Raw genomic sequence first — 26,855 nt, 5'->3', positions numbered from 1 at the left:
GGATCATGCAAATTAAAAAAAGATAAAAAAAAAGAATGAAAAATCATCCGAAGGTTCAGGTTGCAAACCTCTCAAAGAGACCCACAAATCTGTTTACAACACCACTTAATGGACCCATCTTCTCTCCAAACTTATACATAACATGCACATCATCCTTTTTAAGCCCTCCAATGAATGCTAAAACTGCAACGTATATGAATGGAGCTAGTGCTATTCCTAAAAGTAGGAATAAACGTGTTTTTGGGAAGGGTATGAATGCTATTCCCATTACTATGGAAGCAGCTATTATCTTTGTGAAGTCTCCCTTTGGAAGCTGTGCATCAGTCATTTTAAGGGTTTTACCCAGGACCGTGACCATTATGAAGATTGCAGCTATGGTTGTTGCAAGTGCTGCACCGTTTATACCGTACACTGGTACCAGTATGAAACTTAAAACCAGATCTATTATGGTTCCCAGAACAAGGGCTGTCATTGGAAGGTTGGGTTTTCCAAGTCCCTGGCATATGCTGGCTGAGACAACGTAAACAGTGAAACATAACATTCCTGCTGAGAGTATCTGCAGTGCCCCAGTTCCATTCAGGAATGCAGGATTTGGGAAGAGGAGGCTTATTATTGGTGCTGCAAAGACTATGGTTCCAACGGAGAGTGGGAGCACGAGTAGTGTTACGTATCTGTAGGACTGTAAAATGTAGGTTCTTAACATGTGTTTATCATTTAGTGTGAATGCTTCTGAAGCAGCAGGTAAAGCAGCCGTTGCAATTGACATGGATATTACAAGGGGTAGTCTTGCAATTGGACTTGCTGCATTGTAGTATCCCACGTATTCACTTGCCATGAAGTGACCTATAACATAGGTTCCAATATCGTAGAGGGCCAGTTCTGCAAATCCTGCTATAACAACAGGTATTGAAAATATCAAAAGCCTTTTTGCTATTGAAACTTCTTCTCTCCAGGTTATGCTTGTTTTTTGATGTGGTTTAAGACTTCCATGTTCTTTTATCTTTGATATCCGTTTCAAGGTGATCCTTTTGAATATGTAAAACCCGATTATTGTGGAAACAATGAAACCAATGGCAGTTCCAACAACTGCTCCTGCAACGTACCAGCCCAGGAGAACAAGAATTACAGCTCCAGTTATGGTGAATATTTGCTCTGTAGCACGTGTTATGAGGATGTTGGTCATCTCATACATTCCCTGAAAAACACCTCTTAAAGCACCTACAATCACACTGAATGGAGTTATGATGGATATTAATTGTAAGGGTAGCACTGCTTCAGGTTTATGTAAAAAACCTATTGCAATGGGTTCGGCCAAAAAGAATATCAGGATACTTGCAAGTATCGAGAACATGACCATGATCTTGGTTGAGGTTTTTATAATCTGTTTTACCATGAAGGCATCTTCCTTTGCAGAGTACTGTGAGACGTACTTTGCAATGGCAGGTGGAAGACCTCCTGCAGCAAGCAAAATCAGAATATTCTGGGCGGGCAGGGTTAAACCTAAAATACCGTAGCCTGCAGGGCCAAGAAGAATTGCCATTAATGAACGGTAAATGTAGCCACCTATACGGAATATGAATGAACCTAAAAGGATTACGAAGCTTCCCTTTGCTATCTTTGAACTCATGATATTACCAACTTACACATCCTCAAAAAAGAAGTTATCTATGATTTCTATCTTATAACCCAAATATTAATTGTTGAAGGGTTGCTGATTTAAGATTGAGATGTACTCCTTATAAAAGATACTCATTGATTAAAATATTGTCCTAATTCTTTTTTTAAAATTTTAAAATTGAACTGTGAGAAATAGTTTTTATTGATTTAGAACTTTATAAATATTTAAGAATAAGTTAGAGATTAAAGCAAAAAAAATGCTTAAAATGAAAATATCTTAAATTCTTTATAGGGTTAAGATAATAAAGAAAAATTGATACAAAGCTACAAAAAAATCAGAAAAAAATTAAAGTTTGAATCAGTGAAACATTTGGGGTGTAAACATTAAACTCGTAATGGCAACAGGAACATTTGACATAATACATTCAGGTCATGGATATTACCTTCAAGAATCCAAGAAGCTCGGTGGAAAAGATGCAAAACTAGTTGTGGTTGTTGCAAGGGATGCAACTGTACGATCCAAAAAGAGGGTTCCTGTGGTTGGAGAAAAACAGCGCTTGGAAGTTGTGAAGATGCTGAAACCTGTTGACGAAGCTTACCTTGGAAGCACAACAGACATGTTTGAGATAGTGGAGAAACTGAAACCTGATATAATCTCAATAGGTCCTGATCAAACTTTTAACATTGATCAGCTTAAAATGGAACTTGAAAAACGTGGATTAAACGCTGAAGTCCTGAAGGTAGAGGGTTACAGAGAAGCAGACCTTGACAGTTCCTGCAAGATCATAAAGAAGATAAGGAAGATGGATTTCGATGAAAAGATCTTTGAAAAATGTTAAACATTGATGTTTGTTAAGGATTTTTTTTATGAAATATAGAAGATTAAAGAGTTAAAAAATCTTAAAGAGTTTAAACAAAAACTCTTTTTACGGCTCATTTTGGATTTGTTTAAATAAAACTGGTTAAAATCAGTTAAATGAAAATTTCCAGGTTAAAATAAAAATTTCAATGGATTATAGAAGTTATTTTTTATAGAATGATTTTATTGTTATTTGAATTTATTTAAAATTGAATTTACTATAAAAATTGGTTTTTAAAAGTTGTTTTAAAAAAAAAAGAAAAAAGAAAAGGTTTAAAAAGGCAATTCTGAGTAGATACCTTTTAACGTCCACGAGGTTGTGTTCCAATTCTTTATAACTCCCAGGGAGTTTCTTAGACTTATTGCATCTGCATCGTACCATTTACCATTCACGTAGAGCTGAGCCCAAACATGTCCATATACATTTCCACTGGAAAATGTACATTTTCCATGTACGTATCGTGCTGGGATTCCTGCAGCCCGGGATAATGCTATCAACAGGTGAGAAGTGTCAACACAGTTTCCTGTCTTGGCGTTCAGTGTCCCTACTGCACCATATTTGGTGTCGTAGTAGAAGGAATAGCCGAGATTATCCCTTACCCAGTTGAATATCTTGGTTGCTTTATCGTAGCTTGATGTTGCACCGCTTGTTATTGATTTTGAAAGTGCAACTATGGTTGCATTCGTTGACTGACAGTTTTTAGTCGCAGCTAGATACTTCTGCAGTTCTGCAGGTATAGTATCGGTTGTACCATTTTGGGTTGTGTTCTTCCATGTGTTCATTGAAACATAGCTTGGGATGTATTTTTTTGTCCCGTAGAAGTTCAGTATCTTCGAATACATGTAGACCAACGATTCGAACTGAATTTTTCCAAGAGAACTTGCTGCATAGTTCGGAGCTACTCCATTTGCATTTATGAAGGAGCTCAGTTTACTTGCAATTGCAAGGTACTCTGTTTTGTTAATGTTTCCACTTTTAAGGTCTTCTGTTGGATTCGAAGGAGCGTCCACACTTTTCAGTGCTACAGATGCTTTTGAACCTTTGCTAATATTCAACAAACTATCTGTCAGTAATTTCAGAAATTCAGGCATTTCTACCTGTACTGAACCTATCTGAACATAGTTCGGAAGTTTTTTATTTGTTTCAACGTATGTTTTAACCCTTAAAGCTGCGTCCTTGATCTGATCCAAAGTAAATGTTGTTACCTTGGTTGTGTTTGTTGATGGTTTCCCATTGTTCGCCTGTGTGTAGTTGAAGGCTTTATTGATCAAACCGTACCTGAAGAGTACATATCCTGATGCACCATTTTTCCAAGCAGATTTGACATCAGCATTTAATTCAGCTCCGGATATTGGGGTCACGTTGGCATCGGACTCGTAGGTCTGAAGACCTGCCAGTACCGGTTTTCCATTGGAATGACTTACTATGTAAGCCACTTTTTCACCTATCCAATCCGTATTCTCATTGTAGTTTCCCTTGTAGATCATTGGTACAAGGAAATCAAGATACTTGGAGAGTTGACTGTAATCCTGTCCATAGTAATAACCATTCACAGCACCTTCAGGCATTAAAGCTGCTGAAACTGCTACCTTTGGCTTTATGGACTTAACTGTGTCATGCACCCTTTTAACGAAGTTCGTTATGGTCTGGGTTCCATTGGTATATTTGTAAGCTGTTCCAGGATACCTGATGTAATCAAGGTGTATCCCATCGATGTTGTAGTTGGTTGTTATGGTTTTTATGAAGCTTATCAGATTGTCCTGATATGCTGTGCTGGTACCTGTCCTGTTTTCAGTTGTTGTAACCTGTTTGTAGGTTGTAACGTTCTTCAACTTGTATTTCCAAACGTACTTCCAAGTGTACTTCCAACTGTACTTCCATTTACCACTGTACTTGTACCATTTTTTGTACCATGACTTGTACCAGGATTTGTACCATGACTTCACTGCTGTTGTCTGTTTAACTGTTTTGGTTACATTCACCTTGTAGGTGTACGTACCCTGAGGATCAACCCATTTTCCGTTTTCATCAACGAAACAGGTTATCCACGCATGAACCCTTATTCCAGTACCACTGAGTTTACTCAGGATTGTTTGCAGTATGCTTTGGTATGTCGGATCCTTGATCCTGTTCGTTTTTACGAACACATCTGTTATTCCATTTTTTATTAATTCATCAGCACTGATCTTACTCACATCGTACGTGCTGAGCCAGATCCCGTGGACATTATTATATGATTCATCTCCTGCTGCCTCTGAACTTTGATTTGTTCCTGAAACGTTACTGTTAACACTATCGTTACTACTGGTTGTGTTTGAATTCGTGCTGCCCTCTGTGTACTGATTTTTCACTGCATCGCTAACTGCAGTTCCATTGCTGGAATTTCCTGCAGTTGTACTCTGAATTATGCTTGTGTTCTGTAGGTCAGTTAGGTTTTCCGTGATGTTGCTGGCGTTCGTGATATCTTCTGAGACTTGCTGGTTTGCTGTGGTGGCATATATAATGCTTGTACTGGGTAGCACCATGCCAAAAAGCAATAGCACTACAAGCAACAAATGTCGCTTCATAAGTACTGCCCCCCAAATGATTCAGCAAATGTCAGATGAACACCTTATGTGGTTCTGACAAGTAATATGATCTTTTTTTGAACATATAAATCTTTTGATTTAAAATTCCGAAAAACAAGAGCAAATATCTTCTTTAATGATTTAAAGCCATTAAAATGAGAATTGAAACTGGTGTTGAGGATTATTTCCAGTCCATTTAGGACATTGATATGAAAAAATATCTTCTTTTAAGGTTCATCACTTCAAAACATGATGTTCTGAATTTTAAAACCCGGTGAATTATAAATATCATCAAATGGAATGTTAAAATTATTAAAAAATTTTTAAAATTTAAAAAACGTTATTAAACTTAGTTATTTCTACTTATTTTAATGATTAATACATTTAAAATAGTTATTTTAATGATTAGTACTGATAAAACTGTTTTAAAGATAAAAAAAGATATTTTTAAAAAAAAGAATAAAAAAGAGGTTTATGAAAGTTCATATGAAAAAAAGATTGGTTCTAGTGTCCCCAGTTCCTGTATCTACGTTAAAACGTATTTTCCATAGGTCCTGGAGGTGTAGAGCCATTTGGTTTTCCATACCTTCTTCCATTTGTACTTGGTTACGTACTTGCGCACCCATTTTCCGTGCCTTTTAACCCACTTCTTAACTTTGTATGCCTTTTTAACCCATGCTCGGTACTTGACTTTTTTGTAGGGCACTGTAACACTATAAGCTACGTACTTTGCAATTCCATATCGAAATACAACGTATCCTGAAGCTCCACAAGTCATTGCGTATGCTGCATCTGCATTCACTTCAGCTGCTGAGAGAAGCTGTAAGTTTCCATCACCCTTGTAATTCTGGATTCCTGCGAGTACTGGTATTGAGTTGCCGTTTTTATCCTTTGCCAGGGATTTTATGTGGGCTACTTTAGTGCCTATCCACTGGGTGTTGGTGTTGTAGTTTCCTTTGTAGGTCATTGGAACAAGAAAGTTAAGGTAGTCAGCCAATTCATCGTAGCTCTGTCCGTAGTATTTTCCTGCGCCGTTGGATAGAATAACCTCATCTGGCATCACTGCGGCTGATAGGTATATCGATTTTCCAGAGAGTATACTCCGTATTGACGCAACGAAGTCTGTTATGATCCTGGTTGAATTAGCGTATTTGTAGGCTGTTCCAGGATATCTGACGTAGTCCAAATGAATTCCCTGTATGTTGTAGTTGTTAACTAGGGTAGACACATCTGTACGGATCAGGCCCTGAATATTTTTACCCGCAGTGGTATTTGGATCAAGGTTTATCCAACCATCTGATCCCTTGAAACAGATTATCCATGCGTGGATCCTCAATCCACCGGTCCCTCCAAACTTATCTATGAAGGGTTGTATGGCCTTCAGATTATCCTTTGGAGTTAAAACGAATAGATCCGTAACTTTCTGGGATCTGAGGGTGGCCAGACTGACACTGTCAAGGTAACGGGTTTCGTAACGTATCCAATAGCCCTTCACCGTTCCAATGGGGGGTGCGGATGTTTTAAAATCAGATTCATCTGTTGAACCCGCAGCATTTAGACTATTAGTTCCATTGGTTGAACCATTGCCCGAGGAATTTAAATCATTAATAACAGGTTCATCTGAACCGTTTATTGGATCCTCTGCACACACAGATCCTGCAGTCAAAACAACTGCAAAAATCAATGCGAAGGCTGCAAGCAATATTTTTTTCTTATAAATAAATAACGCCTCCAATATCCATAGAACAAAAAAAAGTATTTGAACTATGGAACACAATTTACAAGATTTAATAAACAATTTAATATCTTTTTTTGGAGTACATATAAATTTTTTTATTTAAAGCTAAAATAAAGCCAGATTTGAATATTGAAAGTTTTTCAGGGACTTAAAGAAATGATTTAGTTTACAAGGTTTGGAACTGGAAATGAAATGAAAAATAGGATCAAAGGAGTCGTAATAATCTGAAATAAACAGATATGTTAATTTAAACCTTCTAAAACAAGATTATTAAAATTTTAATGGAATAACTGATTTTTTTAATGGAATAAACTATGAAGATGTTTAATTAATGAAAAATGTTTAATCAAAAAATTAAAAAAAAGAAAAAAAGAAAAAAATAGTTAAATACCTTACTTTTCGCCTATTGAAGTTCGATCAACTGAACAATCAGGGTAGAACTTTGAGTAAACTGAGTCCGTACCTGAAGAGCATGTAACCAGAAGCTCCACTGGTCATTGCAGCCTTTATATCTCCTGTTAACTCATCTGCAGGGACGAGTGAAGACCAGTTAGTATCGGATCTGTAGGTTTGAAGACCTGCGAGAACTGGAATTCCATTTGAGTGCTGAACTATCCATGCAGTTTTACTGGCAATCCATGCTGTTCCACTTGCACCAGTGGTACTTGTGCCGTTTGTGTGGCTGTACCCGTAGTTTCCCTTGTATATCATTGGTACTATGAAATCCAAGTACCGGGACATCTGACTGTAATCCTGTCCATAGTAGTAACTGTTTGAACTACCCTCAGGCATAACAGCTGCTGAGAGGATTATATTTGAGTTTACTGCTTTTACGGTGTTATGAACCCTTGCAACAAAGGATGTTATTGTTGAAGTGGCTCCAGAGTACTTGTAAGCTGTTCCAGGATATCTGACGTAGTCAAGGTGTATGCCGTCAACTCCTGTTTTGGCAACGGTTGCAATGTAGTTCACAAGTCCATTGTTGAATGAACTGTCGTAGTTGTATACAGTCTTGGTTTGATACAACCATTTGTAAGTCCATCCCTTTTTCCATTTGTACTTGGTAACGTAGGAATAGGTTACCTTGTACTTGGTTCTCCATTTGCCCAGGTACTTGTATTTGACCTTGGTGTAATGCTTGACTTTGACCTTGTAGGCAACCTTGTACCATCCCTTGTACCAGTACTTGTATTTAACTGAAACTTTGGATGATTTAAGGCCCTGCGGGTCAACCCAGTTACCACTGGCATCCTTGAAGCACGTGATCCATGCATGGACGTTTATGCCTCTGGCATGGGCGTAAGGGATCACTGCCGCCAAGACCTTATCGTAGGAATAGGATGCTGAGTACCTTGAGCAGGATACAAAAACATCTGTCACTCCACCCTTTTGAAGCTCGTCCCAATTTGAGGAGTTCATTCCAAGTGCAGTATCTCCACGTATCCAGTATCCACGGACAGTTGTATTTTTAGTTTCTGCAAGTTGATTCACTGACTGAGTTTGGTTCAAGGAATTGTTTTGTGTTACATTGGTAACGTTATCTGCACTAACGGTACCAACACTTATAACTACAAAACAAAGCATTAAGGCAGATATAAGTATCAAATGCTTTTTGCTTTTAATTTTATGAATGATATCGCCTCCACTCTAAGAAATAATTAGAATAAATAAGAATTTATTGAAAGATTTCTTAGATTAACGTAGAATCTAAATCACCAATATATAAATATTTTCAGAAATAAAACAGAATAAAATCACAAAATACACATGTTTCTACCTAAAATTTTGGAATTGACTATTAGAAAGGGGTTGTTAATTTAGTCATTCAAAACCAGAAATTTAGGGTATAAAAAAAATTGATATAATTTTTAAAAGCCTTATTTTAAAGGTTCTGATGAAATTCCAGCTTTAATCTGTTAATCCCAAAACTTATATCTAAAAAAGTCAAGATATATTGATTCATATGGAGATACAAAACATTGAAATGGCCATTGAAATCCTTGAAAAATCCCCTGAATTTGCTGATATCGTTCCTGAAGTGAGGAGCAACATAGTCATGGCAAAGGAAGGTGCAAAGGATATAAGAGACGTTGCAGGCATCCCCGGACGTATCACAACAGTTAAAGGATGGGCCAAATCATTTATAAAACCAGAATTTGGGGTTTCATCCCACATGGCCCGGCTTGTGCTGAGTATGATGAAACATGACCCCCAGAGGCGAAGTGCCCTTAACATACGCTACGATGATGAGATAATTGACATATGCCAGAAACTTGGTTTGAAGGTTTCCTCCTACAACAGACAAGACGAACCTGAGGACGTTATGAAGTTTGAAGGCGGAACCATTCCATGGGGTGTTGAGGAGGCAATAAAAAAGCTGGGAGACATTCCAGATGTTGTATATCACACAGGATCTTGGGGAAAAGAACCCATGATCTGTTTAACTGGACCAGATGCTGTTGAAGTTGCTAGAACTGCTGTTTGCATTTCAAAGCTTTACAGGGTAAGGGTCCAAAAGAATAAAAATGAAAGTAACACTAAATCCACTGAAAATCTTTTAAAAAATTCCATGACTGTTTCAGGCAGTTTTGAAGATAGTTACAGTGTTGTTTTTGCACCATCACGAAGCGCATACGTGGGTAAAAAAGCACATGTTTCCTGCATCTTCTGTGCAATAGCTGAAGGTGATGAAAGGGTGGATTCCAGGGTTTTGTATAAAGATGACAAAAACATGGTAATTATGAACATGTTTCCCTACAACAGGGGGCACCTTGAAGTTGTGCCCTTGAAACATGTTACAGATTTAAATGAAATGAAATCTGAAGAGATAAAAGATATATTCATCCTTGTACAAAGATCCATAAGACTCGTTAGGGAAGTTATAAAGGCAGAGGGCATCAACGTTGGGATAAACCTCGGTGAAGCTGCAGGTTCCAGTATAAACCATTTACACATTCATATTGTGCCTCGTTTCAAATATGAATCCGGTTTCATGGAAACAACTGCAAATACAAGGGTTGTTGAAGAGAGTATCAATGAAACTTACACCAGGTTCATGGAAAAAATTGATATTTTGAGGGAAAACCATGAAGTATGATATGTACTACGAAATATTAGAACAGCCTAAATCATTGAAGAATACATTGAAAGCTGAAAAAGCTCATATGAAAGAAATTGCAGATAAATTTGCAGAATTTGATAAAATTCACCTCGTAGGATGTGGAAGCTCCCTCTCAACCTGCTTCTCAGCAAGGGATGCCATGGGATTTTTATCTGATAAGGATATCGATGCACATACAGGATACGAGTTCTTCTACCATAAAAATCTTGGGAAGGACAACTGTGGAGTTCTTTTAACATCACAGTCTGGAGAAACTTCAGACACAGTTGCAGCACTGCGTAAAGCCAAAGAAAATGGACTTTACACCGTTTCCATAACCAACGAGGAAGACAGCACCATGATGCATGAATCTGATGATGCTGTACTCACCCGTTGTAACAGGGAAACAGCCATACTGGGAACTAAAACATACATGACCCAGTTGATGTCCCTGTATGAGATTCTCTTCAGCATGGAGGGATCGGATGATGCTAAGGATGTTCTGAAGGATCTTGAAAAGATACCCTCAATAACTGAGGATCTCCTATCAAGTACAGAGGATGAAAACCGGATTCTTGCAGAGAAATTCAAGGACGATGAGATTTTTTACTGTATGGGAAGCGGTCCAAACTACGGCCTTGCATACAAGGTTGCAATGACCATGTTCATGGAAGGTGCCCTTAAACATGCCTGTCCACTTTATTCAGGAGAGTTCAGACATGGATTAATTGAAAGGGCTGAAAAAGATGTTCCAATAATGTTTTTAGATGCCGATTATTCTGGAGATGAATTGACCCATAAATCACTGGAATTTTCAAACAAAATTGGTGTGAAAAAGATTTTATATAAAATGGAAGACTATGCAAATGTTAATCCGCTTCTTGCACCATTAGTGCTTGTAATTCCAATAGAATGGTTCATATATTACCTTGCACACTTCAATGGTGAGGATCCAGGAAGTACAAGGCACATAGGTAAGGTTAGATATTAACTAACTTTACACATCTCATTCCAACTGATAGAAAATTTTATTTTTCAATTTAATTGATCAACAAGTTTTAAAAATAGTTATTTTACCTTTTTTAGTTGTAATTATAGTTGTATATAGTTTTAATTAACTTTTTTTAGTTGAAGGTACAGTTTATAGATTCAAAAATGAATTAAACAAAAAGAATTAAAAATAGGGAATTAAGGACAGTTCACTCTTCAGCACTGTTCTTTCAGTCCACTTTAACTTCAAAACTTTCACTCTTTTCTAGTTTTGGAAGTGTGACTGTTAATACTCCGTTTTCAAATTTTGCAGTTGAGTCGTTCATCAGTATTTTTGCAGGAAGCTTCATCAACCTTCTTGCTTCACCGTACCTTCTTTCCCTCCGGAGGTAGTTAACATCCTCAACTTCAGTTTCTTCTTCGAAGTTTGCAGTGATTTCAAGGGTGTCTTCGGTTATATCAATCTTTATATCCTCTTTTTTGACACCTGGAAGGTCTGTTTTGACGATTATATTTTCATCATCCTCAATAACATCCATCACTGGTTTTGCTGGAACATTCGAAGTGTAATCAGCTACTGCCTTCTCAAGCTCCTCCTGTTTCTCACGGATGGTGCCAACCATGTCATTAAACATCTGTTCTGCTACGCCTCTTCTTTTCATTATTAAATTCCTCCAGCTTATCCATTATTTCAGATATTCCAGTTCCCTCTGCTGCTGTAATTAACAGAGGATCTTCCACTTTATTAATATATTCATCCAAATACTTAACCCTTTCCACGAGGTCCATTTTGTTAAAAATACAGACAATAGGGGTTTTAAATATGTGTTTTATCTCCTCAAAAAGTCTGAACTGACTTTCAAGTGGATATCCGGAGGTTTCAGATGCATCGAAGATGAATAGAATAACATCTGCAAGGTGCTCCAGTGCAACCATTGCATTTAATTCTATTTCATTCATATCCTTAACAGGTCTGTCAAGAAGTCCGGGAGTGTCTATTATCTGGTAACTTTGCCATCTACGTTCATAATGTCCTATCTGAATTCCTGTTGTTGTAAATGGATAATCTGCAACTTTAGGCTCTGCAGTGGTTATGTGTCTGAGCAGGGTGGATTTTCCAACGTTTGGAAAGCCTGCTATCACTGCTGTTGTTGCATCGAAGTCTATGGTGGGCATGTTACGTAGTTTGGACTTTGCAAAGTCCAGGAAGTTCAGTTCATCCTCTATCCTGTAAACAACTGAAGCTATACGGCCAAATGCTTCCCTTCTGACTTTTGAAGCATCCTGGGGGCTTGATCTTCTTACTTTAAAGACGTACTGATTTTCAAATTTTGATAGAAGTTCCACAGCCCAGTTCAAGGCTCCAAGGGATTTTTTCAGCTCATCAACTCCCACCACAACGTCGATGTAGTCCTGGTAAAACATGTGCAGTTCTTCTATCTTTGGAACCCTCTCAAGTATCATGTTGAAGCTTTCCTCTATAACCTGACAGGCAGTCTTAATCCTTGCCTCCTCAGTTTTCTTGGACTTCTGCTGGCGAGGAATATTAGAAGACCTCACCTTGTTTGCAGCCTTTTTAGCCCGTCTAAAACCCTTGTCCAAAACTTCCTCTGGTGTTGGGATGGTTGGTATAATCATTTCATCACTCTCTCTCTTATCTCTTAATATTCAGTTAAAACCCGTTTTAGCCAATTAACTTTTTTAAGTACTGATCCGCTTAATTTGTAAGTTATTTAAGTTTATACTATATTTTTAAAAGTGTTAATCATCTTATGTTAAAATAAGGTTCTAAAAATTTTAAATAATTAAAAACTTGTTTTGATTTGGGGATATCAAAATCATGAACATAACTTGATCATCTTTATTAGTGTATGAGTACTTTGACTTATAAAATGATCATGGAACTGAGTAGATAGTTAATATGATATTATGCATTGAATTACAATAATATATTATATAAACTGATTAATTCAGTACCAATGCACAACTTACCTTCTTTTTTTAAAATTAGAATATGAAAGGATGGAATTCAGTATACAGATTAAATAGCCCTTTAAAAACTATATGACATTCCCATGTATTCTTATTGTTCATTGAATATCTGGGAGTGGAACCTGTATATCTTCACATCATCAGCAAGCCAGCAGTCGGGTTGAAGCCCTGCTTTCATACAGGTGTTGGAGAGAAACTCTTCAGCATTCCAGCACCATTCAACTGCAACCTGAGGAAGTAAAAGTCCTTTGTACGGTCCAATTTCAACTATCAACCCATCTCTACCAATCTCAACGTTTTCGATGTACTCCTTTGGATTTTCAACCCGGATGATCTCGGGTTTTGTGAGTACACTCACTTCAACAGTGATATCTTCAAATTCCCTTAAAGTTACAGGTGGAAAACGTGGATCCCTTGTTGCTGCAGATATGGCTGCATCGATAAGAGCTTCTATGAGGGGCATTACAGGTTCAGGGTAACCTATACATCCCCTGAGATCTCCCTTCTCTTCCAGGGTTACAAAAACACCCCGGAACTCCTTCAGCTTCTCATCGATGTCCTCTGGAACTTCGAGGATCCTCTTTTCGTTGAGGTAGGTTTCTATGGTTTTTCGTGCAATTTTTACTATTGTTTCTCCATCTTCATTTGATAGAAGGTTTGTTTCCAGTTTTTTCTCTTCTGTATTTTCTTTCAGTTCTCCAGATCTATCTGGTTTCATTACATTGCTCCTCCAACCATTGCTTTTGTAACTCTTATGTGGGGGCCGCCGTCTCCAACAGGTACTGTTTGACCTGCCTTTCCACAGAAACCAACTCCCAGTTTGAAGTCAGATGCAACGGCGTCCACGTTCATCAGGGTTTCCATAATGTTTCCAGACAGTGAAACATCACGCAGTGGCTCTCCAATTTCCCCATTCTTAATGGTGAATGATTCTGCAGCGTTGAACTGGAATATTCCCTTTCCAGTGTCCACCTGTCCTCCCCTTGAACCCTTGAGGTAAATTCCATCCTTCATGCCTTCAAGTAGTTCTTCAAAGCTTTTATCACCGGGTTTCAGGTAGGTGTTGCTCATACGAACCACCGGCTGATCTCCAACAGCGGATCTGGCATTTCCTGATGGTTCAATTCCGAGTTTGGATGCAGATTCCCTTGAACTCATGAGGGATGTGAGGATTCCATCATTAACCAGTAGGTTTTTGCGTGTTTTAACCCCCTCAGCATCGTAGGGGTAGTAACCGAAGGCATCCATGCTGGCGTCATCGATTATTGTAACATGTTCTGAGCCTATTCTGGTGCCCATTTTTCCTTTGAGTATTGAATCGTTCTGAAGTATAAGATCAGCCTCTGCAGCATGTCCAAGTGCTTCATGTATGAACACTCCTGTTAGTTCTGAGTCAAAAACAACAGGAAAACTTCCTGAAGGTGGTGTGTTTGCATTGAGGAGTCGCACTGCCTTTGATGCGGCGGTTCTTCCAAAGCTTTCCAAATCCTCATTTTTTATGGCTTCAAAGCCTTTTGCTCCCCCAATACTTTTGTGTCCAAACTGTATCATGCCGTTCTCTGAGGCCACTGCATTTAAAAACATTGCAACCCTTGATTCATTGAGGGTTAATGCTGAGCCCTCTGAGCTCAGGAAAGCTGTTCTTCCCTCTGCATCAACGTAGTTGACACTGGTACTCACAACCTTTTCAAGTTTTGCAGCTTTATCTGCATCCTGCATTACCTCTTTTTTCTCATCAAGTGAAACATCTGATGGTTTGAGTTTTGCACGGGATTTAACATTATCCACCACGGTTGGAACATCAGCAAGTTCAACATCACTTTTTATTGAATCTGCAAGGCGCAGTGCAGACTCTGCCACTTCCCCCATCCTTTCCATCTGGGTTGTGAATGCAAATCCCCATGCACCACCCTTTAAAACCCTCACACATCCACTGAGATCGGATCCAGACCTGATTTCCTGGATCTTACTATCTTTCATTATTATTGCAGTGCTGTAAGTTTCATTAACCCTTATATCCACATAATCTGCTCTTTTTTCAATTGAATTAATTGTTTTCTCCAGTAAATCTAAGTCTAATTGATCGTCCATGGTATCTACCTTCATCTTAATGAGTATAATCTTTGATCTTCCTTTCATTATAATTTATTGATTTTAAGGTTGATTTTTTTCATAAAATATTAATTTTCATAAAACTAACAGGATGGATTCAGGAAGGGGTTGATATTGATTTGAGTGAGGATTCATTAAAAGGATCATATCATAAAAACTAATTTATATTATAAAACTTAACAGTAGACCGTGGATATAAATTGAATGGGTGTAATTTCTAATTTTCACCATTTCATTACTTTTATAGAATTGTAAGTGTGTTTAATTGAATTACCTTTTATTAAAGCACCAGGTGACAATATGAGAACTGTTAAGGAGATAAACCAAAAAATCAAAGATGGAGATGCAGTGGTTGTGACTGCTGCAGAGATGACCCAGATTGTAAGGGAAAATGGTGCAGGAGAAGCTGCACGTGACGTTGATGTTGTGACAACAGGGACATTTGGTGCTATGTGCTCTTCAGGAGCATTCTTAAACTTCGGACATTCAGATCCTCCTATAAAAATGTCCAAAACATATCTGAACGGTGTTGAAGCCTACTCTGGACTTGCAGCTGTGGATGCTTACATCGGTGCAACCCAACCAAACAGAAACCCTGAAATTGGTCTTGATTACGGTGGATCTCATATAATTGAAGACCTCATAAGGGGTAAGGAGATTGAATTTGTTGCAGAGGCCTACGGAACTGATTGTTATCCTCTTACAGAGGTTAAAACCAGTTTAACCCTTGATAAATTGAACCAGGCAATAATGGTGAATCCAAGGAATTCATACCAGAACTACGCTGCAGCAACCAACTCCACAGATGAAACCATCTACACATACATGGGCACACTTCTGCCTAAAATGGGTAACGTGAGTTATTCAAGTGCTGGAGAGCTCAGCCCACTCCTGAATGATCCATACTTTGAAACCATTGGTCTTGGAAGTCGTATATTCCTCTGCGGTGCAGAGGGTTACATCATTGGTGAGGGAACCCAGCACGAGACCGATGTTGAACGTGAAAATGGTGTTCCAACAGGGGGTGCAGGTACCCTCATGCTCAAGGGAGACATGAAGCAGATGGATGCAGAGTATGTTAGAGGTGCAAGCATGCCCAAGTACGGCCCAACACTCTACGTTGGTGTGGGAATACCCATACCCATCCTGAATGAAGATATAGCTCAGAGAACAGGTATAAGCAACGAAGAGATCGTGTGTAACGTTGTGGATTATGGAGTTCCAAGGAGGAGCAGACCCACAATCCTTAAAACCAATTACATGGAACTTCAAACCGGTAAGATCGAACTCAACGGCAGGGAGGTTCCAACTTCACCACTGTCGTCACTTAAGAAGGCCAGGAAGATTGCAGGTGAACTTAAAACCTGGATAGACAATGGGGAGTTCTTCCTAACAGAACCTATTTCCAGGCTCCAGTCTGAGGGTTCCACTGTGAGACCCCTTGAGATTAAGAAGCCTTCAATTCTTGTGAAGAACGTGAGGACCAAACCTGTGATAACAGCCCTTCCAACTGATGATGTTGAGGATGTTGCAGGGAAACTGGTTAAAAATAACATAAACCACCTTCCTGTTGTTGATGGTGAAGGTAAACTTCGAGGTATTGTAACCTCATGGGACATAGCAAATGCAGTTGCAAAGGGTAAAAAGAAACTTGCAGATGTTATGACACGTAAGGTTGTGATAGCACGGGAGGATGAATCTGTGGATGTGGTGGCAAGGCGCCTGAACAAACACGAAATTTCAGGACTCCCAATCATCGATAAGGACAACAAGGTGAAGGGTATGATAACAGCAGAGGATATTTCAATGTTGATTTGTAACGGTCAGAGAAGAGGTAAAAATGGAGGGTCACTATGAAAGCATGGTTAAACTTTTCCCCGAATATCGTGAACAAGGCAGTGATCTCGGATCTCATTAAAAACTACGATGTAACCTTCAACATACTCAAGGCAAACATAACACCCAAGGGTGGGAAGATGCTCATTGAGTTAAGCGGAACCCAGAGGGATGAAGGCATAGCATTCCTTGAGAAAAGCGGAATTCACCTGGATCCTGTGATAAACGTTGTTAAAAAGGATGATGATAAATGTGTGGACTGCGGTGAGTGCGTTTCACTGTGCCCTGTGAAGGCCATATCCATTGAAGAAGACTGGACAGTTGAAGTGGATGATAAGCAATGCATTGGATGCGGTTTCTGCACAAAATCATGCCCTATGAAAGCTATAAATGTTGCAGAGTAATATCCAGTGCATTTATAAGCTTTAAACTCTTTTTTTAAAATCTTTTTCATTATTTTTTTAAGTTATATCCGTTTTTTTTTATTGATTTAAATTTAGTTTTAGACCTCTATTTTATTTTAAGAGATAATATTTTTTTAAAATTTTTTTAAAGTCGTAAAAATTTATTTTTTAATTATAAACCCTAACATTTATCATCAATTTTTAATTTAAAAAAATAGAAGGAGTGTACTTTAAAATAACAAATCAATGAGATGACGAATGAATAGAAAAATAAATGTAAATATTTAATCAGACCCTGAAAATCTGGAAATAAATCTGTAAATACTGTTTTTATCATCAAAAACTGCCTTTTCAGGGCACATCTCCATGCAGCATAGGCAGTTTATGCATCTCTCATATTCAAAAATGGGTGTGGGTCTTTTCTCGAGGATCGCATCTGTTGGGCAGCTTTGAACACAGGTGTTACAGTTCGTGCAGAGATCTGGGTTTATTGCAGGTCTTGAATAGTACAATTTCATTAAAGCCCTTGAAATAAATGATGGAACCACTTCAATGGAACCTGCAACGTTCAGAGGCCATTTAAAGGCATCAACAATTGGAAATTCTCCCAAGACGTTTATATTTTCAATTGAGGCTTCTCCAAGTCCCTGTTCATATGCTATCCTGTTTGTGGGCACTTCCATCGGATCTTTGCCCAGGTAGTGGCAGAGGATACTGTCTACTGCAACTGCATCGTCAGATGCAACTATAACCCCTATCTCTTTGGGATTTCCAGCTGAAGGTCCCATTCCATCCATTCCGATCACTCCATCGATAATGTTGAGGTGGGGTTTGGAAAGCGCAAATACATCAACGATTATCTCTGCAAAATCCGATGGCTTCGGTGCCAATTTGTGGTACTCAGTTTTTTGAAGTCCTGGAATAACTCCATAGATGTTTTTAATGGCACAGCTGAACTTAGTGAGTCCGTGAGTTTTGATCTTGGGCATGTTGATTATCACATCTGCGTCAAGGACAGGCCTTGCAACTCTGTAGGTTCTCCCATTTCTTTCAAATTCATAGATCCCTGATTTCTCAAAGTTAACGAGTTGCGTGTCTGTACGTTTGCAGACATCAGCAAACCCTGTGATCTCCCAAAATCTTTCCATTCCCCTTGCAGGACCACCAGGACTATCTCCAAGCATTGGTACTGCACCTGCATCTTTTACAATGTTTATAACAGCTTCAACAACTGCAGGATGGGTTGTTATGAATACTTCAGGAGATTTTGCCTGGAGCATGTTGGGTTTGAGGAGTACAGTGTCACCAGGCTTTACAAAGGACTGTATCCCTCCAATACCATCTAATGACTTTTCCACAGCACTTTGAACTTCATGAAGGGTGTAGGATCTGCATTCTGATATTGAAACTGTACTTTTATTCAATTTAGCACCACATTGATCCATCGAACATTAACAGAATATTTGCTCCTTTTTTAAAAAAAGATTTTTTTTAATTTTGATTTTTAAGCTTCTGGGTCTTTTTCAATGCAATTATAGATTTTAAAGGCAATTATCGGATCAAATTTAATCTTCAACCTCTTCCAGGATTTTTCTTCTTGCTTCGCCTATGGTGAGTGGGTATGGTTTGCCAAAGGAAACATGATCCTCCTTGTTGAGTATCTCCATGAGGTGTGCTATTCTTGGAAGCCTGAGATTTGCCGTTCTTATGGTTTCAACATCACTGAAAACAGTCTGAGGGTTACCCTCCTTTATTATGTTTCCGTGACTGATTATGTAAACCGTGGATGCATAAAGGGGAACCAGATCAACGTCGTGGGTTGATATGATAATGGTCATCCCATCCTCGTTAAGATCGTAGAGCAACCTCATTATCTGGGAGGCACCCTTAGGGTCCAGGCCACTTGTTGGCTCATCCAGAACCATTATCTTGGGATCCATGGCAAGAATACCTGCAATTGCAACCCTCTTCTTCTGACCACCACTCAAATGATGGGGCGGCTTCTTCTCAAAACCCTCCATCCCCACACGTTTCAAGGCATCCTTAACCCTCTTCTCCACTTCATCCCTAGAAAGTCCCATGTTCATTGGGCCGAATGCAACATCCTCCATCACAGTGGGAGCAAAGAGCTGATCATCAGGGTTCTGAAAAACTATTCCCACGTTCTGCCTCAACTTCATGAGATCCTTTTTGTTGTAGCTTACTGGATGGCCGTTAACAACAACTTCACCTGAGGTGGGTCTCAGTATGCCGTTGAAGTGAAGAAACAGCGTTGATTTACCTGCACCATTGGGTCCAAGAAGTGCAACGATCTTACCATCTTCTGCTTTGAAGTTAACATTTTCGAGGGCTTTTGTGCCGTCAGGATACTCATATATGATTTCTCTGGTTTCAATGACGTTCATAATGATCACATGGGTTTTTAAGATATAAAAAAATCATAGCAATGAATTTATGTATAAAATCTGTATGAAATCTTGTACGTATAGAACTTTTTCTTTAGTAGTATATTATCTTTTTATTTTCTTTGAATTGATCATTAACTGGATCTTATGAGAACGGGTAAATCCATAAAAAAAAGTTTGGTTAAAAACTTTTTAAGATACAAAATTGTACATGATGGTTCTTTACATGATTCACTGCAAAAATTGGTGCTGTGAATGGTTCACAAATGCAAAAATGGCAGTAAATATTCTGTTATGGGTTGTAACAAAGTCAATATCCCCACTCCAACAATTATGGTTCCACTTACAAGGGGAATCTTATTTATGACCTTGTTGCTCACGTAACTCTGTATGAAGTCCTTTCCTTTAACAAAGAGTACTGAAAGGAGAGTTATAGATATTGCAAGACCTGCACTGAACACAAGAACGTAGATAATACCGTTGTATATCTGACCATTTCCAATGCTGAAAAGGAGCACTGCAAGGGCTGCAGGGCAGGGTATTAAGCCTGTGGATAATCCAATTGCAACCACTCCCTTTTTTGTGTCGATTTTATGTTCATGATGGTGATGGTGTGGATGATGGAACCTTCTAATTATCCATAGACCAACTGCAACGAGTATGATTCCACCTATTACACTCATGATATCATGGGTTGTACTGACGTTCAAGGATCCAAGAAGGAAGATTGAACCAATTCCAAGGAGAACAACCACGATCACATGGGAAAACACCACTGTGCCCCCAAGTAACAGTGTATCCTTCAAACCTGCATCTGTACCCATTACAAATGCAGCCATAACCGCCTTTCCATGTCCAGGTTCCAGGGCGTGTAATGCACCGAGTAGGAATGCAGCAGCCATGAAAAAGAAGCTTATCTGTAGGGGGAATGTGGTTAAATTTGATGATATGAAAGCCATTTTTATCACTCCAATGTGTTAATACAATTTTCAATTTTCTTTATAAGTCCAGTAATACCTATGATCTGTGTAGAACCCCTTCCATTCAAGTTCTTTAAGAAATAAAGGATATTATTAATACTATTTTAAATTTTATTTATATAATGAGTAATACTAATGTGCGCTGAAATAGTAGGTTCGTTGTATAGTTGAATGAAAAGGGATTCACTACTACTCTAGGTTAAATATTTTTATTTATATGAAATATTTTTATTTTAGTTTTTTTTAGGTTAATACTTAATTTAAACTAATTTTAACAGATTAAACCTTTGAAAACTCAATCTTCAGCCTGTTCACGTATTCTTCTTCTTGCTTCGCCTATGGTGAGTGGGTATGGTTTGCCAAATGAGACATGATCCTCCTTGTTGAGTATCTCCATGAGGTGTGCTATTCTTGGAAGCCTGAGATTCGCCTTTCTTATGGTTTCAACATCACCGAAAACAGTCCGAGGGTTACCCTCCTTTATTATGTTTCCGTGACTGATTATGTAAACCGTGGATGCATAAAGAGGAACCAGATCAACATCATGGGTTGATATGATAATGGTCATCCCATCCTCGTTGAGCTCATACAACAACCTCATTATCTGGGAGGCACCCTTAGGGTCCAGGCCACTTGTTGGCTCATCAAGAACCATGATCTTAGGATCCATGGCAAGAATCCCAGCAATTGCAACCCTCTTCTTCTGACCACCACTCAAATGATGAGGCGGCTTCTTCTCAAAACCCTCCATACCCACACGTTTTAAAGAGTCTTTAACCCTCTTCTCAATCTCTTCCTTAGAGAGACCAATGTTCATGGGGCCAAATGCAACATCCTCCATCACAGTAGGGGCAAAGAGCTGATCATCAGGGTTCTGAAAAACTATTCCCACGTTCTGCCTCAACTTCATGAGATTTTTTTTGTTATAATCCACAGGACTGCCATTGAACAGGATTTTTCCTGAAGAAGGTTTCAGTATGCCGTTGAAGTGAAGAAACAGCGTTGATTTACCTGCACCATTGGGTCCAAGAAGTGCAACGATCTTACCCTCATCAACCTTGAAATTAACGTTTTCAAGGGCTTTTGTACCATCAGGATACTCATATACAATATCCTGAGTTTCAATAACATTCATTTTTACCACCTTACACTATTTTATACAAAAAACAACTGTATACTTGCAAAAAGTTAATTAAACTGATATTACATCAACTATTCACTTATCCCCCATCATAGTCATTCGATTGTCTAAAAAAAATAGTTATAAAAAATTTATGGTTCTTATAATTCCTTAACTCAGAATACACTGAAACTGGCTGTTAGGTAAGTTCCAATTGCAAGTGTGACTTCAAATAAAGCCAGTAAAAGCAGGTTTTGGGCTCCAATACTTTTTATGCTTCCTTTTTCTCCCATGGTTCTTATTGAACCGTCGTAGCATCTTGATTCCATTGCGATGTACACTTGCTCCCCTTTCATCCATGTTTTTATGAAAAGGTTGCTTGCCAGCATCCCCATGGACTTGTAAGATTTTCTGAAACTTGAGTAGCCAAGTTTCGTTTCCTGGGAATGGTACATGGTTACGGCCTCGTCCAAGAAAAGGAATATGTAACGGTACATGAGCATGGCCAGTTCAATAACTATCTGGGGGATCTTGATGTCTTCAAATACTGAAAAAAGTTCTGTCATTGGTGTGGTGAGTGCCAGGAAGGCCAAACATGAAAACCCCCCCATGATCCTTGCCAGAACAAGAAATCCTAGGTTAAAACCATCTACAGTCACTGCTAGATTGAATATTCCAAGTTTCAGTATTGGTGCTCCTACTCCAAAGAATATAGCCATGAAAACAAAGGTTATAAATGCAAATAGGAATGGAACTGCCAGGAACTTCAGGTAAAATTTGGGAGAAATTTTAGCCTTGAAGATGATCAGAGCCGTTAAAATTCCAAATATGACGAGGGGCACAATTGGCGATTGCGATACCACACTCACAAACATGGTTAAAATTGCAAATAGCACCTTGTAATATGTATTTACATCTTTAAGCCCATTTGAATGAGCATAACTGTCCAGAGTGGTTTCAAACATAGACATTGTACCATATTTCCCCTTTTATTTTGCTACGAAGACAGTTAAATCCTTATTAGGATTTAAACTATTTTTTTAATTCCTACTTGCATTTTTTTAAAGCTATTCCCATTTCATCTCATCTTTAAGATCTTTACCTTTTTCTTTCCTTCTTTTTGCTTCACAGTGCCAGTATCCCATGAAATAACCTATAATTATAGCACCTATGGCTGCTTGGAGAGAAAATAAAAGAACCTCTATTTCGCCGCTTGGTGGTGTCCAGATAGAGTTTATCCAAGGGTGATAACCTAAGGACTCTAAATATTCCGGGCCCTGACCATCTGTTCCACTGAAGTAACCTTGGTCTTCCCCTTTACCATTGTAAAATGCAAGTGGGAATATTAGAAGTGCAGCAGTAATACAAAGTAAAATTATGGCTCTTTTAGTTACTTTACTTACCATCTTAGTCTTCCTCCAGTGCTGCTTTTCCTTCTTCAAGCGTTATAACTTTTAAACGTACCAGTATATCCGGTCTGAGTTTCATTATGTATCCAAATATTATTACGGTTAAAAGGCCTTCTGCTATTGCAAGTGGTACCTGAGTGTATGCGTAGATCACCATGAATTTAACGAATGCTGAAGTGAACGTTGGTATTGGAAATGCCAGTGAAAGCTGTATTGCAGTTGTTACATATGTTAACCAATCTGCCATAACCGCTGCAAGGAATATAGTTACTGAAGAGGACCATCCTAATTTTTTACCACCTTTCCAGATTAACCATGCGGCAAATGGACCAACAATACCCATTGAAAAGTCGTTAGCTCCAAGTGTAGTTATTCCACCATGCGCCAAGAGCAGTGCCTGGAAGACAAGGACAATTGCAGCTAAAACACTCACAACTGCAGGTCCAAATATCGTGGCGCCTAACCCTGTACCTGTAGGATGAGAACAGCTTCCTGTAACTGAAGGCAGTTTCAATGATGACAAGATAAATATAAATGCCCCTGCAACTGCTATTAACGGTTTTGAATCTGGTTGTTCGTTTGCTATCTTTTTTATCTGGATCACACCGTAGGCAATGACAGGTAATGCCAATGCATACCAGAACACGCACCAGTACCACGGTAAGAATCCTTCATATATGTGCATCTTTTCTTTCTCCTCTGATTTTTTTGAATCTGTTTGTTCAAGCTTTTAAACTTTACTTTAATTTTCTAAAAATTTACTTTAATTTAAAATTTACTTTAATTTAAAATTTACTTGAATTTCTGTAAAGTAAAGTTGAATAATATTATATTTAAAGGTTGCCATTTTTCTATTCAAAAGGAAAATGACAGGACATTTTATGTGCCTTTTAAAGTAGTGATAAAATTAGGTTGAAAAAACTTAAAACAAGCATTGGAATTAAAAATTTTTTTATTAGGATAATTCATTTTTGAATAAATGATTCTTATTAAAAAATAGTTGAAACCCATAAAAAATGTATCTAACTATCTTAGACAAAAAACTAAAATTCAACATCTTTAAGCAGGTAATAAACACAACATGCCGCTACCGCACCTATTAAAAAGCCAATGGTTGAAAGGAACCAGTGCCCCTCAAGGTTGATGTCAAGGGGGTAGCCCATTAGGTAGTACATGAGCTCAATTGAAACCAAACTCACAACTGTGAAGGTTATGAATGCAGCTGAAAGCTCCCACATTTTTTTCGTATCCATCTTTGGCACCGCAGACAAAAATTTACAGGATATTGGATGTTTTCTCAGTTACATCCATCCCTAAATCCATGTTTTATTTAATTATATATCTGATCCTTATTTAAAATTTGAGATATATGCCCAAAATCATTTAAAGAATTTAAACCAATTTAATTTCATGGAAGTCAAAAACAGGATAATACTGGCCCTGGATGTTAAAACCATGGAAAGGGCCTTTGAAGTAGCAGATGCAGTTTCAGATTACATAAACACCATAAAAGTGGGTTACCCCCTTGCACTTGCAGAGGGTCTTGAATCCATATCCATGATCAAAGAAGAGTTCAGTTCGAAGATCATAGCTGATTTCAAAGTTGCAGATATCCCTGAAACCAACAGGAAGATAGCAGACCTCACCTTTGAAGCTGGGGCTGATGCAATCATAGTACATGGATTCGTTGGGGCAGACAGTGTTACGGCATGTATGGAATCTGCAGATGAACATGATAAAGAGGTTTTTTTACTCACGGAAATGTCCCATCCTGGAGCTTCAGCATTTTTACAGCCTGCAGCTGAGCATATTGCAGAGATGGGTGTTGAACTTGGCATCAAAAACTACGTTGCACCTGCAACCAAGATCAACCGCCTTGAAACCATCAGAAACATCGTTGGTAAAAACGCATTCATAATATCTCCAGGAGTTGGAGCCCAGGGCGGAGAAACATCCAGCACACTTGATTTTGCTGATGCTGCAATCGTTGGAAGATCAATCTACCTTTCTCATGACCCTAAAAATACTGCAAAGGGCATTGTAGATGGCATCAAACTTTGAACCTGCCACCTCATAAAACACATCAAACAGTAGGAAGTAAATGATTGTTTGGGGCTGGAAGTACTGCAGTCCATTTATTTGAGGCAAATTTACAAATATCTGGAGTAATCCAAGGATTGAGAAGATCAGAACCGCTATTTTAAGGGTGAACCTGTATTCGAAGAAGTTTTTAACTAGATCACTCCTCTTTTCTATCCATGAAGCCTCGTGACCAACTTCATCAAGGAATGCTGCAGCTGTGCACACCATAAGGGTTACTATCCCAATGGCAGGTACTCCAAATATGAAGAGTATTGTGCTCAATATAATCAGAGAGAGTATGTGATTTGCTGTGTCAACCTTGAATGCCAGCAGATTTCCAATTAAAACTCCAATGAATATGCATGCTGCATCTGAACTTGAAACAGCAAGGTAACTGATGCATAAAACGCATAGAAGTCCCGTGATCACTGCCAGTAATTTGTTATTTTTAATATCGTAGAAATCATCGGAAAGTTTCATTAAAAAGCCTGAAAGGGCATAAAAAAGGGGGTAAAGTTCAAAAATAAGCATCACTTCTCTTTTAATTTGTAGAATATTTATTTCAGTTTTACACTTATTTCTGCTTTTTGTTTATCATTGCCCTTGCACCTGCAACCATGAGTGGGAAGGCTATGGTTGCATCTCCAACAACGGTTACGAGGTTTGAACCTGTCTTGGCCTTTGCCCATGACTTTGCCTCTTCAAGGGGTGCACCGCTGAGGCTTCCACCTTCACTCCGGTCCAGTGTTACCTGAATTCCTGCATCCACTCCACCTTTGAGGATGTTTGAAGCCAGTGCGTAGTGTTTTGGAAGTCCTCCTCCAAGCATTACAGTTGCAACCTTTTTGGAATCATAGACAATATCGGAAAGTTCGTGCATGTCTCCTGATGCGTCCAGGTGTAGTTCATGTTCCTGTGTGAACATCCATAGCTGGAGTCCGAGCATGCTGTCTATCATACCCGGTGCGTAGATTGGAACGCCCTTCTTTGCGGCTGTGTGGAGTATGGATCGTTCATCATCCACCCTGCTCCCAATTTCTGTGAGAAATTCCCTTATTGTGAGGTTGGATCTTTCCTCGGAAATTTGGGACATGAGTTCTGTTATTCTGGTTTCAAATACTTCAAAATCCTCTGATTTTGTGTATAGATCTGCTATTCTCCCCATTCCCATCTGGCAGAGGTCTTCATCATTTTTTTCAATTCCACGGTAGTGTCTGCCACCGAAGGCTTCAAGAAGGTCGTGGGTGAGGTTTGCACCGCTTGTTATCATGACGTCAACGTATCCATCATTGATGAGATCCCTGATCACGTTTCTGAGCCCGCCCGGCACCATTGGTCCTGCAGCACTCAAGAAAACCGCCGTGTCTTCATCAGCCATCACATCTGCAAGGAGTTCTGTGGCCCTGTAAAGCCTTCCAGCACCGAGTACGCCGGAATTTCCCATTTCTTCAATAAGTTCCAGCACGCTCATATCGCCATGGATATTCATATGGTTTATCTTCAGTTTAAGCATCTCCAAAAAATGTTAATTCAAAAAAGAATATGATTTCAATTGGAAAAATATTCATTGAATAAAGTGAGTTCTTAAAAATAAGTTTAGATCTTGATGTATTTAAATTAATTTATTTATAAAAGAAGTGGGT

General features: G+C 38.6%; 24 protein-coding genes. 6 read left to right on the top strand and 18 right to left on the bottom strand.

Features of this window, described 5'->3' with window-relative positions; translation table 11 throughout:
• Positions 1-55 precede the first annotated feature (55 nt).
• A complete protein-coding gene (locus MCBB_RS03410; RefSeq protein WP_071906453.1) occupies positions 56-1,627 on the bottom strand; it encodes an oligosaccharide flippase family protein in 1,572 nt (523 codons plus the stop codon).
• 385 nt (positions 1,628-2,012) lie between these two features.
• Between MCBB_RS03410 and MCBB_RS03405 the strand changes: the two genes are divergently transcribed.
• Positions 2,013-2,456, top strand: a complete 444-nt coding sequence (locus tag MCBB_RS03405) for an adenylyltransferase/cytidyltransferase family protein (protein ID WP_071906452.1) — start codon at positions 2,013-2,015, stop codon at positions 2,454-2,456.
• Between the two features lie 293 nt (positions 2,457-2,749).
• On the opposite strand, the gene MCBB_RS03400 is transcribed toward MCBB_RS03405, so the two are convergent.
• The 3 genes from MCBB_RS03400 to MCBB_RS03390 all read right to left on the bottom strand — a co-directional run bounded on the left by MCBB_RS03400 (position 2,750) and on the right by MCBB_RS03390 (position 8,366).
• Positions 2,750-5,044, bottom strand: a complete 2,295-nt coding sequence (locus MCBB_RS03400) for a transglutaminase domain-containing protein (protein WP_231916395.1) — start codon at positions 5,042-5,044, stop codon at positions 2,750-2,752.
• 526 nt (positions 5,045-5,570) lie between these two features.
• Positions 5,571-6,746, bottom strand: a complete 1,176-nt coding sequence (locus MCBB_RS03395) for a putative glycoside hydrolase (protein ID WP_071906450.1) — start codon at positions 6,744-6,746, stop codon at positions 5,571-5,573.
• Between the two features lie 465 nt (positions 6,747-7,211).
• Positions 7,212-8,366 (bottom strand): putative glycoside hydrolase, encoded by a 1,155-nt coding sequence (locus MCBB_RS03390; protein WP_231916394.1) that lies wholly within the window; start codon positions 8,364-8,366, stop codon positions 7,212-7,214.
• 379 nt (positions 8,367-8,745) lie between these two features.
• On the opposite strand from MCBB_RS03390, the gene MCBB_RS03385 reads away from it, so the two are divergent.
• Together MCBB_RS03385 and MCBB_RS03380 are read left to right on the top strand one after the other, a co-directional pair.
• Positions 8,746-9,879: a thiamine-phosphate synthase family protein gene (locus tag MCBB_RS03385; RefSeq protein WP_071906448.1), complete on the top strand. Its 1,134-nt coding sequence runs from the start codon at positions 8,746-8,748 to the stop codon at positions 9,877-9,879.
• Positions 9,869-10,873: an SIS domain-containing protein gene (locus tag MCBB_RS03380; protein WP_071906447.1), complete on the top strand. Its 1,005-nt coding sequence runs from the start codon at positions 9,869-9,871 to the stop codon at positions 10,871-10,873. The genes MCBB_RS03385 and MCBB_RS03380 overlap by 11 nt, the downstream gene beginning before the upstream one ends.
• A gap of 229 nt (positions 10,874-11,102) precedes the next feature.
• Here MCBB_RS03380 and MCBB_RS03375 read toward each other — a convergent pair whose 3' ends face one another.
• From MCBB_RS03375 to MCBB_RS03360, 4 genes are all read right to left on the bottom strand, one after another.
• Positions 11,103-11,534: an Hsp20/alpha crystallin family protein gene (locus tag MCBB_RS03375; RefSeq protein ID WP_171899077.1), complete on the bottom strand. Its 432-nt coding sequence runs from the start codon at positions 11,532-11,534 to the stop codon at positions 11,103-11,105.
• The gene (locus tag MCBB_RS03370; RefSeq protein ID WP_071906445.1) at positions 11,500-12,510 is read right to left on the bottom strand and encodes an NOG1 family protein; all 1,011 of its coding nucleotides are present in this window, start codon (positions 12,508-12,510) and stop codon (positions 11,500-11,502) included. Before MCBB_RS03370 ends, MCBB_RS03375 begins: the two co-directional genes overlap by 35 nt.
• A gap of 445 nt (positions 12,511-12,955) precedes the next feature.
• A complete protein-coding gene (locus MCBB_RS03365) occupies positions 12,956-13,582 on the bottom strand; it encodes a TIGR00296 family protein (RefSeq protein ID WP_084789749.1) in 627 nt (208 codons plus the stop codon).
• Positions 13,582-14,955: a TldD/PmbA family protein gene (locus MCBB_RS03360; protein ID WP_071906444.1), complete on the bottom strand. Its 1,374-nt coding sequence runs from the start codon at positions 14,953-14,955 to the stop codon at positions 13,582-13,584. Before MCBB_RS03360 ends, MCBB_RS03365 begins: the two co-directional genes overlap by 1 nt.
• A 321-nt stretch (positions 14,956-15,276) precedes the next feature.
• Here MCBB_RS03360 and MCBB_RS03355 point away from each other — a divergent pair, with 321 nt between their 5' ends.
• Positions 15,277-16,833 (top strand): homocysteine biosynthesis protein, encoded by a 1,557-nt coding sequence (locus MCBB_RS03355; RefSeq protein WP_071906443.1) that lies wholly within the window; start codon positions 15,277-15,279, stop codon positions 16,831-16,833.
• Positions 16,830-17,216: a 4Fe-4S dicluster domain-containing protein gene (locus MCBB_RS03350; protein WP_071906442.1), complete on the top strand. Its 387-nt coding sequence runs from the start codon at positions 16,830-16,832 to the stop codon at positions 17,214-17,216. The genes MCBB_RS03355 and MCBB_RS03350 overlap by 4 nt, the downstream gene beginning before the upstream one ends.
• 284 nt (positions 17,217-17,500) lie before the next feature.
• Here MCBB_RS03350 and MCBB_RS03345 read toward each other — a convergent pair whose 3' ends face one another.
• From MCBB_RS03345 to MCBB_RS03310, 8 genes are all read right to left on the bottom strand, one after another.
• Complete coding sequence (locus tag MCBB_RS03345; RefSeq protein ID WP_084789748.1) at positions 17,501-18,640, bottom strand: DUF362 domain-containing protein; 1,140 nt, start codon at positions 18,638-18,640, stop codon at positions 17,501-17,503.
• A gap of 141 nt (positions 18,641-18,781) precedes the next feature.
• Positions 18,782-19,621, bottom strand: a complete 840-nt coding sequence (locus MCBB_RS03340) for an ATP-binding cassette domain-containing protein (protein WP_071906440.1) — start codon at positions 19,619-19,621, stop codon at positions 18,782-18,784.
• Positions 19,622-19,881: 260 nt separating this feature from the next.
• Positions 19,882-20,580, bottom strand: a complete 699-nt coding sequence (locus MCBB_RS03335) for a HoxN/HupN/NixA family nickel/cobalt transporter (RefSeq protein ID WP_084789747.1) — start codon at positions 20,578-20,580, stop codon at positions 19,882-19,884.
• A 316-nt stretch (positions 20,581-20,896) separates the two neighbouring features.
• Positions 20,897-21,736 carry an ATP-binding cassette domain-containing protein gene (locus MCBB_RS03330; RefSeq protein ID WP_071906439.1) on the bottom strand — a complete coding sequence of 280 codons (840 nt, stop codon included), beginning with the start codon at positions 21,734-21,736 and terminating at the stop codon, positions 20,897-20,899.
• A 161-nt stretch (positions 21,737-21,897) separates the two neighbouring features.
• Positions 21,898-22,692 carry a cobalt ECF transporter T component CbiQ gene (gene cbiQ / locus MCBB_RS03325; protein WP_084789746.1) on the bottom strand — a complete coding sequence of 265 codons (795 nt, stop codon included), beginning with the start codon at positions 22,690-22,692 and terminating at the stop codon, positions 21,898-21,900.
• A gap of 96 nt (positions 22,693-22,788) precedes the next feature.
• Positions 22,789-23,127 (bottom strand): energy-coupling factor ABC transporter substrate-binding protein, encoded by a 339-nt coding sequence (locus tag MCBB_RS03320; RefSeq protein WP_071906438.1) that lies wholly within the window; start codon positions 23,125-23,127, stop codon positions 22,789-22,791.
• 1 nt (position 23,128) lies between these two features.
• On the bottom strand, positions 23,129-23,815 hold the full coding sequence (gene cbiM / locus MCBB_RS03315) for a cobalt ECF transporter S component CbiM (protein ID WP_071906437.1): 687 nt from the start codon (positions 23,813-23,815) through the stop codon (positions 23,129-23,131).
• A gap of 358 nt (positions 23,816-24,173) precedes the next feature.
• Entirely contained in the window at positions 24,174-24,383 is a 210-nt protein-coding gene (locus MCBB_RS03310) for a hypothetical protein (protein WP_145976001.1), read from the bottom strand.
• A 157-nt stretch (positions 24,384-24,540) separates the two neighbouring features.
• Here MCBB_RS03310 and pyrF point away from each other — a divergent pair, with 157 nt between their 5' ends.
• Positions 24,541-25,191 carry an orotidine-5'-phosphate decarboxylase gene (gene pyrF, locus MCBB_RS03305; RefSeq protein WP_071906435.1) on the top strand — a complete coding sequence of 217 codons (651 nt, stop codon included), beginning with the start codon at positions 24,541-24,543 and terminating at the stop codon, positions 25,189-25,191.
• On the opposite strand, the gene MCBB_RS03300 is transcribed toward pyrF, so the two are convergent.
• Complete coding sequence (locus MCBB_RS03300; protein WP_071906434.1) at positions 25,126-25,743, bottom strand: hypothetical protein; 618 nt, start codon at positions 25,741-25,743, stop codon at positions 25,126-25,128. The genes pyrF and MCBB_RS03300 overlap by 66 nt on opposite strands.
• 43 nt (positions 25,744-25,786) lie before the next feature.
• On the bottom strand, positions 25,787-26,701 hold the full coding sequence (locus tag MCBB_RS03295) for a deoxyhypusine synthase (RefSeq protein ID WP_071906433.1): 915 nt from the start codon (positions 26,699-26,701) through the stop codon (positions 25,787-25,789).
• Positions 26,702-26,855 lie beyond the last annotated feature (154 nt).

Origin of the sequence: Methanobacterium congolense (assembly GCF_900095295.1) — an archaeon.
Taxonomy (GTDB): domain Archaea; phylum Methanobacteriota; class Methanobacteria; order Methanobacteriales; family Methanobacteriaceae; genus Methanobacterium_C; species Methanobacterium_C congolense.
The sequence above is the reverse complement of the archived record's forward strand: the minus strand, read 5'-3'. Positions and strand labels throughout refer to the sequence as shown.

Bases quoted from the DNA above. Each gene is read 5' to 3' on its own strand.
- cbiQ (WP_084789746.1), bottom strand. From the start codon at position 22,692: ATGTCTATGTTTGAAACCACTCTGGACAGTTATGCTCATTCAAATGGG.
- MCBB_RS03330 (WP_071906439.1), bottom strand. From the start codon at position 21,736: ATGAATGTTATTGAAACTCAGGATATTGTATATGAGTATCCTGATGGT.
- MCBB_RS03320 (WP_071906438.1), bottom strand. From the start codon at position 23,127: ATGGTAAGTAAAGTAACTAAAAGAGCCATAATTTTACTTTGTATTACT.
- MCBB_RS03370 (WP_071906445.1), bottom strand. From the start codon at position 12,510: ATGATTATACCAACCATCCCAACACCAGAGGAAGTTTTGGACAAGGGT.
- MCBB_RS03355 (WP_071906443.1), top strand. From the start codon at position 15,277: ATGAGAACTGTTAAGGAGATAAACCAAAAAATCAAAGATGGAGATGCA.
- MCBB_RS03385 (WP_071906448.1), top strand. From the start codon at position 8,746: ATGGAGATACAAAACATTGAAATGGCCATTGAAATCCTTGAAAAATCC.
- cbiM (WP_071906437.1), bottom strand. From the start codon at position 23,815: ATGCACATATATGAAGGATTCTTACCGTGGTACTGGTGCGTGTTCTGG.
- MCBB_RS03295 (WP_071906433.1), bottom strand. From the start codon at position 26,701: ATGAATATCCATGGCGATATGAGCGTGCTGGAACTTATTGAAGAAATG.
- MCBB_RS03400 (WP_231916395.1), bottom strand. From the start codon at position 5,044: ATGAAGCGACATTTGTTGCTTGTAGTGCTATTGCTTTTTGGCATGGTG.
- MCBB_RS03365 (WP_084789749.1), bottom strand. From the start codon at position 13,582: ATGAAACCAGATAGATCTGGAGAACTGAAAGAAAATACAGAAGAGAAA.
- pyrF (WP_071906435.1), top strand. From the start codon at position 24,541: ATGGAAGTCAAAAACAGGATAATACTGGCCCTGGATGTTAAAACCATG.
- MCBB_RS03380 (WP_071906447.1), top strand. From the start codon at position 9,869: ATGAAGTATGATATGTACTACGAAATATTAGAACAGCCTAAATCATTG.
- MCBB_RS03300 (WP_071906434.1), bottom strand. From the start codon at position 25,743: ATGCTTATTTTTGAACTTTACCCCCTTTTTTATGCCCTTTCAGGCTTT.
- MCBB_RS03410 (WP_071906453.1), bottom strand. From the start codon at position 1,627: ATGAGTTCAAAGATAGCAAAGGGAAGCTTCGTAATCCTTTTAGGTTCA.
- MCBB_RS03375 (WP_171899077.1), bottom strand. From the start codon at position 11,534: ATGAAAAGAAGAGGCGTAGCAGAACAGATGTTTAATGACATGGTTGGC.
- MCBB_RS03340 (WP_071906440.1), bottom strand. From the start codon at position 19,621: ATGAACGTCATTGAAACCAGAGAAATCATATATGAGTATCCTGACGGC.
- MCBB_RS03390 (WP_231916394.1), bottom strand. From the start codon at position 8,366: ATGCTTTGTTTTGTAGTTATAAGTGTTGGTACCGTTAGTGCAGATAAC.
- MCBB_RS03350 (WP_071906442.1), top strand. From the start codon at position 16,830: ATGAAAGCATGGTTAAACTTTTCCCCGAATATCGTGAACAAGGCAGTG.
- MCBB_RS03405 (WP_071906452.1), top strand. From the start codon at position 2,013: ATGGCAACAGGAACATTTGACATAATACATTCAGGTCATGGATATTAC.
- MCBB_RS03310 (WP_145976001.1), bottom strand. From the start codon at position 24,383: ATGGATACGAAAAAAATGTGGGAGCTTTCAGCTGCATTCATAACCTTC.
- MCBB_RS03360 (WP_071906444.1), bottom strand. From the start codon at position 14,955: ATGGACGATCAATTAGACTTAGATTTACTGGAGAAAACAATTAATTCA.
- MCBB_RS03335 (WP_084789747.1), bottom strand. From the start codon at position 20,580: ATGGCTTTCATATCATCAAATTTAACCACATTCCCCCTACAGATAAGC.